This is a genomic window from Streptomyces sp. NPDC001851, assembly GCF_040297165.1.
Lineage (GTDB): Bacteria > Actinomycetota > Actinomycetes > Streptomycetales > Streptomycetaceae > Streptomyces.
Genome location: NZ_JBEOYR010000034.1, coordinates 18,301 through 30,073 on the forward strand (window position 1 = coordinate 18,301; position 11,773 = coordinate 30,073).

The following is an 11,773-nucleotide window of genomic DNA, read 5'->3' on the forward strand; positions in this document are numbered from 1 at the left end:
ACTGGCCGCAGATCGAAGCCGATCGGTGATCTGCGACGCTTGACTGATCGAGACGCGGCTGGATTGGATCGGTGAGTGACTTCCACCAACCGCATCAGCAGGTCCATCCGGAGGAACCGAGGCGCGGCGGTGGTCGCCCTCGCGGCGGCGACGGCTCTGCTGGCGGGCTGTTCCTCCAAGGGCCACGACTCCAACCCCCTGACCGACGACGGCAAGCCGAGCGACGGCACCGTCGTCGTCGGCTCCAACAACTTCCCCGAGAGCACCCTGCTCGCCGACATCTACGGCGAGGCCCTCAAGGCCAAGGGCATCAAGGTGGCCTACAAGCCGAACATCGGCAGCCGCGAGACCACCTACGGGCTGATCAAGAACGGCTCCCTCTCGGTACTGCCCGAGTACAACGGCGCCCTGCTGGCCTACCTCGACGCGAAGGCGGCGCCGAAGACGGCCGAGGCCACCACCGCGGCCATCGAGGCCAAGCTGGGTTCCGGGCTGACCCTGCTGAAGCCCTCGGCGGCGCAGTCCAAGGACTCGGTCACGGTCAACGCGGCCACCGCGAAGAAGTACCACCTCACCGGCAAGTCGTCCATCGCCGACCTGAAGGACATCGCCAAGGACCTGGTCATGGGCGCCTCACCGGAGTTCCAGGCCCGGCACCAGGGCCTCGTGGGCCTGAAGTCCGTCTACGGACTGGACTTCAAGTCGTTCCGGGCGCTGGACGCGGGCGGCCCGCTCACCCAGGCGGCGCTGAAGAAGGACGCCGTGCAGGCCGCGGACATCTTCACCACCGACCCGACCATCTCCAAGGAGAAGTTCGTCGTCCTGCAGGACCCGAAGAACCTCTTCGGCTTCGAGAACGTGCAGCCGCTCGTCCGCCGGGGCGCCCTGCCGAAGAAGGGCGTCGACGCGCTCAACGCGGTCTCGGCCAAGCTCGACACGGCGACTCTGCTGGAGCTCGACACCCAGGTCCAGGCCCAGCACAAGGACGCGTTGGACGTGGCCAAGGCCTGGCTGCGGTCCGCCGGCCTCGCCTGACGCCCGGACTGTGTCCGCCTGTGGGATTCCTTCAGGAGCGGTGGTGCTGATGGAAGAAATCCGCAAGCACACCGCTCCTGCTGGAGCCCGCCTCCCCTGATCTCTCACGCTGGCCCGGGGCCGGTCGCCGGTCCCCTCGGCAAGCGTGAGAGGAATCCCATGATCACGGAACGCGTGGCTGCCGCCACTCCCCGGCGCGGGCGCTGGCCCGGCCTGGCCGCCCTGCTGCTCGGCGAGGCGATGAACCTGCTGGACGCGACCGTCGTACAGGTGGCCGCACCGGCCGTCCACGCCGACCTGGGCGGGCCGGTCTCGGACGTGCAGTGGTTCGGCGCCGCCTACACCCTGCCGTTCGCCGTGCTGCTGATCACCGGCGGGCGGCTCGGGGACATCGCGGGCCGGCGCCGGATGTTCGTCCTCGGCGTCACGGTGTTCACGGCGGCGTCCGTCGCCTGCGCCCTGGCGCCGTCACCGGGGCTGCTCATCGCCTTCCGGGCCGTACAGGGTGCCGCGGCGGCGCTGATCATCCCGCAGACCATCGGGCTGATCAAGGCGATGTTCTCGGGGGAGGAGACGGCGAAGGCGCTGGGCAGCATCGGACCGGTGATGGGCCTCGCCGCCGTCTGCGGACCCGTCGTCGGCGGTGTGCTGACGCATGCCGATCTGTTCGGCTCGTCCTGGCGGTCCGCGTTCCTGGTGAACGTGCCGGTGGCCGCCGTGGTCCTCGCCCTCGCCCGGAACCTGCCGGAGAACCGCGCCCCGCACCGCCCGGCCCTCGACTGGCCCGGCACCGCCCTGGCGGCGCTCGGCACCGGACTCCTGGTGTACCCGCTGATCGGCGGCGACCTCCGTCAACTCGCCGTCGTCGACTGGCTTTTGCTCGGCGGCGGAGTGCTCGTGCTCACCGGCTTCGCCCGCCACCAGCGGCGCACGGCCCGGCCCCTGGTGGAGCCCAGCCTGTTCACCCACCGCGGCTTCCCGGCCGCTCTCGTCACCTCCACCGCCTTCTTCGCGGTGACCAACGGGCTGACCGTCGTGGTCGTCCTCCAGCTCCAACTGGACGCGGGCACAGGCGTTCTGGCGTCCGGACTGAGCCTGCTGCCGTGGTCCGCGGGGCTCGCCCTCGCCTCCTGGTGGGCCGGCTCGCGGCTGGTACGGCGGTACGGCCGCCGGGTCATGCCGTACGGGCTCGGGGCGCTGCTGGCCGGACTGCTCGCCGCCGTGGCCGCGTACCGGACGACCACGCCGGGGCACTACCCGGCCGCGCTGCTGCCCGCCCTCGCCCTCGTCGGCCTCGGCGCCGGCCTGTTCACGCCCGCCTTCTTCACCCTCGCCCTGCGTCCCCTGCGCCCGCACGAGGTCGGCTCGGCGGCCGGGCTGCTCAACGCGGTGCAGCAACTCGGGGCGACACTGGGGGTGGCGGTGCTGGGGAGTGTGTACCTGGCGGGGAAGGGCCTTGGTGCGGCGCAGGCGGCTTGCTGGGCGGCGGTGGTGCTGCTGGCCGTGGCCTGGGCGGCGAGCGGAAGGGTCGGTGCGGGGGAGGGGCCCGCAGCTGCGGCGCGACGCGGACGCGGCTGACCGCAGCTCCCTGAGGGGGCGCGGGGAACCGCGCGACCAGCCGCCCACGCACCCGCGGCCGCATACGGTCTCAACCGGCCCGGTGGGTAGGCACCGTCCCCCGGAGTCGCGGGCGAGCCGAATCCGTCAGTACCGGACTCGCCGCCTTGAGCGTACGCAGCACCGGGCTGGTCTCCAGCGCGTCGATCTCCCGCAGTGCACCGAGCCGCCCCGTGAGATATCGGTGCAGGTCGGCCGGGTCGCGGCACAGGGCCTGGGCGACCAGGTTGGTGCGGCCGGTGGTCGCGGCGACGAAGGCCAGCTCGTCATGGCCGGCCAGGGCGAACGCGACCTTCTCCTGGTCCGCCGGCCGCACCGACAGCCACAGCAGGGCCCGGGTCCGGACGCCGAAGAGCCCGGCATCCACCTCCACGTCGAAGAACAGCGCGCCCGCCGCGCGCAGTTCGGCCAGCCGCCGGGACACCGTCGCGGGCGACCAGCCGGTCACCCGGGCCAGCTCCCCCTGTCCGGCCCGCCCGTCCCGCTCCAGCGCGGCCAGCAACTCGCCGTCCTCCGGGCGCGGTTGCCGTACGCCCTCCGCGTTCTCCCGGTACTCCAGTGCGGCCCGCTGCTGCTCGTCCAGGGCCTGGGCGCTGCGCCGCCAGTTGGCGGGGCCGCCCACGTAGGTGTGCAGCAGACAGTGCGCCGAGACGGCGGTGATGCCCCCGGTGCGCGGGACGTCGTGGAGCAGGAGGGAGCCGGGGGAGGCGTCCTCGGCCGGGGCGTGGATCACCGCCGTGATCTCCGTGCCCCCCGACGTCAGCTTCACCCAGGAGGTGTCCGGCCGCCGCACCAGCGCCCCGGCGATGTCCTGCGCCGAGCGTGCCGTCGCCGTCAGCCGGACCAGCCACTGGGTGCGGCCCGCACGGCCCGGATCGGCGAGGCCGACCACGCGCAGCCCGGCCTCCGTGCGCAGCCGGCGGTAGCGGCGGGCCACGGTCTGCGCCGAGACACCGAGCACCTCGGCGATCCTGCTGAACGGCGCCCGGCCGTCCAGGTGCAGGGCGTGGATGAGGGCACGGTCGAGATCGTCGAGCATGCCCCCATCCTGCCCGCAACAACGCCCGTACGGTTCAGAGGTCGAACTCGTGCGGCGGCAGGTCCAGCGTGTAGCACGCCTCGCGCACCACGGCCTGCTCCGTCTTGTCGAAGTCGCCGTCCGCGCCGCCGATCACGATGCCGATCTGGACCACGGCCCGCGCCTCGGCCGGCTTCTTCTTCGCCTTGGCGATCTCCTGCAGCACGCTCACCTTGCCGAAGTCGAAGTCGGTCGTCAGTTTGTTCAGGTTCTCCTCGAAGCGGCGCCTGAGGTCGTCCGCCGGGAAGTTCTGCAGCACCTCGTTCGTCGCGATGAGCTGGGCCACCCGCTGCCGCTCCGAGGGGTCCACGGTCCCGTCGGCGGCGGCCACGAGCGCGCACATCGCCATGCTCGCGTCGCGGAACGCGCCGCTCTTCAGGTCGTTCTTCTTCGCCACCAACTGCGTCTGCATCTGCGACGCGGACTCCTTGACGCGGTCCCACAGGGCCATGCGCACTCCTCATGTCATCAGCCGGGTGCTCCCGGGGCACACCGGCGGAAACTTCTACAACACCGTAGAAACTCATGGGACGGCCGGGAAGTTCCCGGTACGCTCCGGCTCTCGCCGCGGCGAGGATCCACCAGCCCTGGTGGGGCCTGCGGCGTGTGCGCGGGGCGGCCGGCGCGGGTAGCCCTCGGTGTGCCTCTCGCCGTGTCGGCCGGACACTGCGTGCACCGTACGCCGCCGCACTGTCAGGCGGCCGTGCCCTCCACCCCTCCGCCCGTTGCCTCCCTCGACTGCTTCCGGCGGGTGCGGCGGCCGGCGCGCGGCTCCTGGTCGGGGAGCCAGCCGAAGGTGAGGCAGCTGCCGGTGATGCCCAGCAGGAGGCCGACGAAGAAGCCGCCGAGGTTGGAGGTGACCCAGGTGCCGAGCGAGACCAGGACGCCGGTGAGGGAGTAGAACAGCCGCTGCGCGGGGTTGAAGAGGACCAGCAGGCCCAGCAGCCCCAGCAGTGTCGGCAGCAGGTAGCCGGCCAGCCCCTGCATGCCGATGTGCGTCACGACCTTCAGCGAGGCCTTCTCGGTGAGCAGGATCTCCCCGCCGGCCAGGGCGAGCAGCAGCCCGCCCCAGAACGGCCGACGGGCCCGCCAGCCACGGAAGGCGGCTCGCGCGCCCCGACGTGGACGGCCGGTCACCGCGGTCAGCAACCCGAGCTGCTGAAACGCAGCTTGAGGCCGGGAAGCCTGAACACGCCAGCGGTCGTCGCGTAGTTGGTCTGCCGCAGATTGCCGATGTGCACGGTGTCGGCCTGCTGGCTGAAGACGCCGATCGGCCCCTTCGCGTTCGCCTTGTTCAATGTGCTGGCGTCGTTGCCGATCTCGATGTTCTTGAATGCCGCGTTGCCGGACAGCTTCGTGGAATCGGTGGTGAGGTCGCTCGCGGTCACCTTGTGCGCACCGCTTCCCGCCGTGATCAGCAGATTGGTGCCGCCGAGGTCGACGCTCTGGCACAGTTTGGTGAGCGTGGCCTTCTTGATCGCGGAGGTCACCACCAGTACCTGACCGCCGCTGTCCCCGGCGTTCGGGCTGCCGTCCGCCATGGTGTCCAGGCCGCCGAACTGCTCGAAACCGGTTCCGTTGAGTTCCGTCGCGGTGACCGTGAACGGCATGCCGGAGATCGCGAACTGCACGCCCAGCGCCCCCTGTGCGGTGAGCACCGCCAGACCGGCGGCGACGAGCGTGGCGGGCACCGCCATCACAGCGGCCCGGCGGGCCCGGACCCGCCCCCGTCTCTCGGTGACCCCGGCGGCCGTGGCCTGCTGCTCTGCGGACGGTGAACCGCTTCCCGGGTTCTCGGGGGTGTTTCCGGCGGACGGGACGTCCGGGGACGAGGCCATGTCTGCTCCCATGGGCATGGATCAATGCGGGTTGGGCTTCAGCGGCGCGGTGTCCTGGCGCGGACAGCGACTGCCGCGTACGCCTCCTCGCATCCCGACGGGGCAAGGGCTTTCTCGTTACGCGGCAGTAGCCTGCGAGGAAGTTACCGCCGGTTACTTTGAAGGGTCAAGGGAGTTGTGAAAAAAGGGTGTCGGATGTGCGCGAGGCGCGACCGCACATCACAACTACCCCTGGACGCCTTGACGTTGACAGCTCATCAGGTCTACAACTTCCCCTGTTTCACGGATCCGTGGCGCCGGATCCGCCGGGCGGCACCGGCCGCGTCCCCGGCCGTCTCAGCCGGCCGCTCACCTCAGTCCGGGGAAACCGTTTACATCGGTGCGGCGGCGCACGGTCAACCCCCCTGGTCGTGCCCGCCCGTTCCCGGCTGTCGCCGGCTGGTCGGCGCCGGACCGGCCGAAGGCCTTCCCCCGGGCCTTCGGCCGGTGTCCGGGGCCCGCGGCCGGTGCCCGGGCTGCCGCCGTCGCCGGTCCGTCGCGTACGGAGAAGGCGCTACGGCCCTGCGCCGGCGGCACCGCGCACACCACCCGCGCCCCCTTCACCGCGCCCGTGAAAGCGGCGTCACCCGCCACCCCCCAACCCACCTCACCCGGACCCCACCCAGGAAAGAGGCACCCGCATGCGTACCCGACCCCTCCTCGCCCTCGCCGGCACCGCCACCGCACTCGCCCTCGCGGTGGCCGCCCCCGCCTCCGCCGACGGCAGCGCCGTTCTCACCACCGGCGGTGCGGGCGGCTCCGCCGTGGCGACCGGCGACACCCTCACCGCCCCCCTGGCCTCCGGCACTTCCGCGACGCTCTACTCCAGCGCGACCGGCACCAGCGGCGTCACATGCACGTCCTCCCAGTTCACCGCCACGGTCACCGGCAACCCGACCGCCCCCGGCACGGCCACCGAGTCCGTCACCGGGCACACCTTCGACCCCGCCTCCTGCACCAGCAACGTCACCGGCGTCACCGGCGTCAGCGGCATCACCGTCGACCACCTGCCCTACACGGCGACCGTCGCCTCCGACGGCACCCTCACCGTGTCGCCCGCGAGCGGGTCCACCATCCAGACCACGGTCAAGCTGCGCACCCTGCTGGGCACCATCACATGCGTCTACCAGGCGCCCAGCCTGACCGGGAAGACCGGCAACACCGACAGCAGCATCAGCTTCACCAACCAGAAGTTCACCAAGTCCTCCGGTTCGTCGCTGTGTTTCGCAAACGGTTACTTCACCGCCGAGTACGCCCCCGTGACGGACGGCGGTGCCCGGGTCTACGTCAACTGAGCCACAACAGCGGGTAGTGCGGCGGCGTCTCAGCCCTTCGCGCCCGCACCCGCGGTCCCCTTCTCTGTGAACACCGCGCCGGACACGAGCAGGAGGTGTCCGGCGCGGTGTTGTGTTCTGCCCCGGACGGTGTACAGGATCCGACATCACGTGAACCGGCGCGCCGGACCGGCGCATCGGGCAGTCAGGGGCGCGAAAGCACCGACCGGTTGGGATGTTTCACGCCTGCTTCCAGACCCCGTTGAGGAGCCGGCCGTCGGCCTCGTATCGTGGCGATCATGGGATCCGGCACTCGCCGCCCCACGGCCGCCGAGGGCGGTCGGGCAACGAAGGGGGGCGCCGTTCTGGTCTCGTCCGTTCACGGACCGCCGGGGAACCGCCCGCAGCCGGACGCGTCGGTGACACGTGTCGCGCCCTCGGCCCTGCCGGCCCGGACTCTCGCTGCTCATGGGTGAGTTATCGTGTGCAAGGGGTTAAAAACAAACCGCATGTCCCGTTCGTTCGAGTCGCGAGGAGGGGTTCCAGGATGGCGAGGCAGTTACGCGCCGAGCAGACCCGGGCCACGATCATCACGGCCGCCGCCGATCTGTTCGACCGGCAGGGCTACGAGGCCACCAGCCTGAGCGACATCGTCGCACACGCGAAGGTCACCAAGGGCGCCCTGTACTTCCACTTCGCCGCCAAGGAGGACCTCGCCCACGCCATACTCGAACTCAACGCCCGGGCCGCCCGGAAGCTCGTCGCCGAGGTCGAAAGCCGCGGCTACTCCTCGCTGGAGGCCCTGATGCGCATCACCTTCGGGGTCGCCCGGCTCGCTGTGGAGGACCCGGTGCCGCGCGCCGCGCTGCGCCTCGCCACCGCCGGCGTCGCCGTACGGCCGCCGCTGCGGCACCCGTTCACCGAGTGGCTGGACTTCGCGACCCGGAAGTTCACCGCGGCCGTCAGAGAGGCCGATGTGCACAGCGACCTCGACATCGGCGTCGTCGCGCACTCCCTCGTCTCCTTCTTCGTCGGCACCCGGGTGGCCGGCCGCTCGCTCGAACCGGCCGGACGGCTTCCGCGCCGGGTCGCAGAGATGTGGCACCTCCTGATCCGGGGCCTGGTCCCGGTGCACCGCCGCCCCCGCTACGTCACCCTCGCCACGCAGCTGGAGCGGGAGACCAGAACCGCCTGACGCCCGCGCTACGGTGACGGACATGCCCGACACCCCGTTCGCACCCGTGATCCTCGGCAATGAACCCGGCTCGTTCCCGCACAGCGTGCTGGCCGAACGCCACCCCGCGATCATCCGCCGGGTACGGGACGCCTTTCCGTACGGCCCCCGGCAGCAGCGGGCGCTGGACGAGCTGCTGAAGAGCTGCACACAGGGCACGGTCGAGCCGCTGCCCGCCGATGCCCCGGACCTGGACCGGTGGCAGGAGTGGGGCCTGTCCGGGTGCGCCGGACGCTCCTGGTACGACGTGCCGTGGCTGTGGTCCGAGAGCTACTTCTACCGCCGGCTGCTCGACGCCGTCGGCTGGGTCGGCCCCGGCGCCTGGCAGGGCATCGACCCCTTCCGCCCGTTCAAACGCGCCGAACTCGACGCACCGGAGACCGACGAGGAACTGGCCGCGCTGGACGTCCTGCCCGGTCTGCCCGAGGAGGAGCGGGCGCGCGCCCTGCTGCACGGCTCGCTGTGGGGCAACCGCGCCGACCTCGGCTTCCGGCTCTCCGTCGAGGGCGACGAGGGGGCCGAGGGTGGCCAGGGTGCCGAGGGCACCGTGATCAGGGATTCGGTCCCCGCACTGGTCGCCGACGACAGCGCCGCCCTGTGGTCGCTGCTGCCACCCGGAGGCGCGGCCACGCTCGTCCTGGTCGCCGACAACGCGGGCCGCGAACTCGTCCCGGACCTGCTGCTGATCGCCCACCTCCTGGCCGAGGGCCGGGCGGCGCGGGCGGTGCTGCACGTCAAGCCGTACCCGTACTACGTCTCCGACGCCACGACCGCCGACGTCGTCGACGCGCTGCACCGGCTGCGCACCGCCTCCGGCGCGGCCGTCGAGTACGCGCGCGTGCTCTGGTCGGCGATGGCCGACGGCCGCCTCACCGTGCGCGCCCACCCGTTCTCGTGCGCTCCGCTGCCGTATGCGGAGATGCCGGACGACCTGCGCGCCGAGTTCGCCGCGGCCACGCTGACCGTCTTCAAGGGCGACCTCAACTACCGGCGTCTGGTGGGCGACCGACTGTGGCCGCCGACCACGCCCTTCCGGGAGACCACCGCCTACTTCCCCGGCCCGGTCGCCGCGCTGCGCACCCTGAAGTCCGATGTGATCACCGGCCTGTCCGCGGCGACCGAGGCCGCGCTGGTGGCGACCGAGGGCCGGCGCTGGCGCACCAGCGGTACGCATGCGCTGATCCAGACCGACGCCGGGTGACGGGCGTTCCCGACGGTCAAGCGGCGTGGACCCGGAGTGACTTGACGCCGTTGATGAAGTTGGACACGAGCCGCTCGGCCGGTCCGGCGAGCCGCGGCTCGGGAAGTGCGCCCAGCACCTCGTCGTAGAGCAGCCGTAGCTGGAGCCGTGCGAAATGGGCGCCCAGGCACACATGCGGGCCGTCGCCGAAGGACACGTGCGGGTTGGGTGAGCGGGTCAGGTCGAGCCGGGCGGGATCGGTGAAGACCCGCTCGTCCCGGTTGGCCGAGGCGTGGAAGACCACGACCTTGTCACCGGCCCGGATCCGTCGCCCCGCCAGCTCGGTGTCCCGGACGGCGGTCCGGCGGAAGGTCAGTACGGGCGGGTGCCAGCGCAACAACTCCTCGACGGCGGTGGGAAGTGGGACCTTCCCCCTGCGCAGAGCCCGGTACGCCTCGGGGTGTTCCGCCAGTGCCAGCAGTCCGCCGGGGGCCGCGCTGCGCACCGTGTCGTTGCCGGCGACGGTGAGCAGGAAGAAGAACATCTCCAGTTCGGGGTCGGTGAGTTCGGCGTCGGCCGCGAGGGTGGTCATGACGTCGTCCGCCGGGTGGCGCCGCTTGTGTGCGGCCAGGTGACGCGCATAGCCGAACATGTCCTTCAGCATGGCCGGGGAGCGGGGGTTGACCGGCTCGCCCCTCTCGTCCAGTACGGGGGGACCGGCCTCGCCCGGGTCCTGGTAGCCGATGACCCGCTGCGTCCAGTGCAGCAGCAGCCGCCGGTCGCTCTCCGGGACGCCCAGCAGGTCCGCCAGGTTGAGGAGGGCGTACTCGTCGGTGACGGAGGCCACCAGATCGACTGTGCCGTCGCCGTCCCGCGCCTGCTGTACCGCCCCGGCGAGCAGGATCCGCGCCCGCTCCCGGGCCAGCGCCGCGAACCGCTCGACCCGGCCCGGTGTGAACGCCCGGCTCACCAGTCGACGCAACCGTCCGTGCTCCGGCGGATCCTGATTGAGCATCATGTGACGGATGAACGGCAGGTCCTCCGGGTCCGGGTCGCGGATCTGGGTCGCGCCGAGGTGGGAGGAGTACGTCGTGGCGTCCCTCAGCACCCGGACGACGTCCGTGTGCCGGGTCACCGCCCAGAACCCCGGCCCGGCCGGCCAGCCCAGCACCTGCGGCTCCTGCTGCCAGGCGACCGGATGGTGGTCGCGCAGCACGCGGTAGTCGTCATGGGGCACACCGGCGGCGTACCGGCGCGGATCGAACACATCGGGCACCGGCGGCACCTCACTCTCCCTCACGCCGCCCCGCCCTCACTACCCGCAACCGCGCCCCCGGCCGCCCGCCCCCGACTGCCGCCTTGCTCGACCCCCACCGTCCCTTCACCGACGACCCGGCCCTCACCACCCCGGTGACCTCCGGCACCCGCGCGCGCATCGGGGGCCTGACGCCCTTGGCCATCCGCGCGCCCTGTGCCGACGGCGCGGCTTGCCCCGGTCCGCTGATCTTCGGTGTCCGCGTGTCCTTCGCCGACCGCACGGCCCCAGCCGACCGCACGGCCCTTGCTGACCGCGCGACCCTCCCCGACCCCGTGCCCTTCCCCAACCTGGCCCCCCTCGCCGATCCCCCGTCCCTCGCCGTCCGCGCGGCCCTCGCCCCCCACCGCCCCGTCGCCGTCCGCGCGCAGGAAGTCCTCCACTGTGCGGACGAGTTCCAGTGGGCACTCGTCCATCGCGTAGTGCCCGGCGGACGGCAGTGTCACGAGTTCGGCGCGTGGATACCAGGTCATCCAGGTCTGCCGCATGACCTCGGGCGACAGGGCCGGGTCGAGTGCGCCGACGACGGCCAGGGCGGGGACCTCGCTGCCCCGGACGTCGGTGTGGAAGTCGTCGCCCGCCCACGAGTCCAGCCAGGCCCGGAACGCCTGCGCGTCGCTGCGCTCCAGCGAACGGGCGACCATCCGGTCCAGCCAGGCGGCGGGGCGCCGGCCCCCGGTGGTGACGTCGATGATCGCGCGCCGGTTCTCCGGCCGGTGCGCGGCGTCCGTGAACAGCGCGGCCTGCTCGCCGGCCAGCGGCAGGCCCGAGGCGGGCACCGGGGAGACGCCGACGATCCGGCGCAGCCGGTGCGGGGCCAGCCCGAGCATCCGCTGGGCCACCGCCCCGCCCATGGAGTGCCCGACCACCGAGAACCGTTCCCAGCCCAGCCGGTCGCCCAGCGCCACCAGGTCGGCTGCCGCCTCGGCTGTCGTGTACGAACCCCCGGCGTCCCGGGCCTCGCCGTAGCCGCGCAGGTCGACCGGCACATAGGTGAAGGCCGTGCGGTCCAGGTCCGGCAGGACGGCCGCGTAGGCGGACCGGTCGGCGAACCAGCCGTGCACGGCGAACACCTTGTGGGCGCCGTCGCCGTGCACCTCGTGGGGCAACACGAAGGAGGTCATGCGCCCACCGTGGCCCGAGCGCGGGAACACGGCAAGGGG

At 72.2% G+C, this 11,773-nt stretch carries 10 protein-coding genes and 1 pseudogene; 5 read left to right on the plus strand and 6 right to left on the minus strand.

Going from position 1 to position 11,773, the window contains the following annotated elements; translation table 11 throughout:
* Positions 1-75: 75 nt before the first annotated feature.
* Both ABT171_RS35875 and ABT171_RS35880 read left to right on the plus strand, forming a co-directional pair.
* Positions 76-1,035: an ABC transporter substrate-binding protein gene (locus ABT171_RS35875; protein ID WP_351250597.1), complete on the plus strand. Its 960-nt coding sequence runs from the start codon at positions 76-78 to the stop codon at positions 1,033-1,035.
* Positions 1,036-1,194: 159 nt separating this feature from the next.
* On the plus strand, positions 1,195-2,613 hold the full coding sequence (locus tag ABT171_RS35880) for an MFS transporter (RefSeq protein WP_351250598.1): 1,419 nt from the start codon (positions 1,195-1,197) through the stop codon (positions 2,611-2,613).
* 70 nt (positions 2,614-2,683) lie between these two features.
* On the opposite strand, the gene ABT171_RS35885 is transcribed toward ABT171_RS35880, so the two are convergent.
* The 4 genes from ABT171_RS35885 to ABT171_RS35900 all read right to left on the minus strand — a co-directional run bounded on the left by ABT171_RS35885 (position 2,684) and on the right by ABT171_RS35900 (position 5,568).
* Positions 2,684-3,691 (minus strand): Lrp/AsnC family transcriptional regulator, encoded by a 1,008-nt coding sequence (locus ABT171_RS35885; RefSeq protein ID WP_351250599.1) that lies wholly within the window; start codon positions 3,689-3,691, stop codon positions 2,684-2,686.
* Between the two features lie 34 nt (positions 3,692-3,725).
* Positions 3,726-4,181 carry a tellurite resistance TerB family protein gene (locus ABT171_RS35890; protein WP_351250600.1) on the minus strand — a complete coding sequence of 152 codons (456 nt, stop codon included), beginning with the start codon at positions 4,179-4,181 and terminating at the stop codon, positions 3,726-3,728.
* Positions 4,182-4,423: 242 nt separating this feature from the next.
* Positions 4,424-4,867, minus strand: coding sequence for a DUF6114 domain-containing protein (locus ABT171_RS35895; protein WP_351250601.1), 444 nt, complete (start codon positions 4,865-4,867; stop codon positions 4,424-4,426).
* A 5-nt stretch (positions 4,868-4,872) separates the two neighbouring features.
* Positions 4,873-5,568, minus strand: coding sequence for a DUF6230 family protein (locus ABT171_RS35900; RefSeq protein ID WP_351250602.1), 696 nt, complete (start codon positions 5,566-5,568; stop codon positions 4,873-4,875).
* A gap of 680 nt (positions 5,569-6,248) precedes the next feature.
* On the opposite strand from ABT171_RS35900, the gene ABT171_RS35905 reads away from it, so the two are divergent.
* From ABT171_RS35905 to ABT171_RS35915, 3 genes are all read left to right on the plus strand, one after another.
* A complete protein-coding gene (locus ABT171_RS35905) occupies positions 6,249-6,902 on the plus strand; it encodes a Tat pathway signal sequence domain protein (protein WP_351250603.1) in 654 nt (217 codons plus the stop codon).
* Positions 6,903-7,428: 526 nt separating this feature from the next.
* On the plus strand, positions 7,429-8,076 hold the full coding sequence (locus tag ABT171_RS35910) for a ScbR family autoregulator-binding transcription factor (RefSeq protein ID WP_351250604.1): 648 nt from the start codon (positions 7,429-7,431) through the stop codon (positions 8,074-8,076).
* A gap of 22 nt (positions 8,077-8,098) precedes the next feature.
* Positions 8,099-9,316 carry a damage-control phosphatase ARMT1 family protein gene (locus tag ABT171_RS35915; RefSeq protein ID WP_351250605.1) on the plus strand — a complete coding sequence of 406 codons (1,218 nt, stop codon included), beginning with the start codon at positions 8,099-8,101 and terminating at the stop codon, positions 9,314-9,316.
* A gap of 16 nt (positions 9,317-9,332) precedes the next feature.
* Here ABT171_RS35915 and ABT171_RS35920 read toward each other — a convergent pair whose 3' ends face one another.
* Together ABT171_RS35920 and ABT171_RS35925 are read right to left on the minus strand one after the other, a co-directional pair.
* Positions 9,333-10,580: a cytochrome P450 gene (locus tag ABT171_RS35920; RefSeq protein ID WP_351250665.1), complete on the minus strand. Its 1,248-nt coding sequence runs from the start codon at positions 10,578-10,580 to the stop codon at positions 9,333-9,335.
* A 380-nt stretch (positions 10,581-10,960) separates the two neighbouring features.
* Positions 10,961-11,734 (minus strand): annotated as a pseudogene (locus ABT171_RS35925) (alpha/beta fold hydrolase); the annotation flags it as partial.
* Positions 11,735-11,773: the final 39 nt, after the last annotated feature.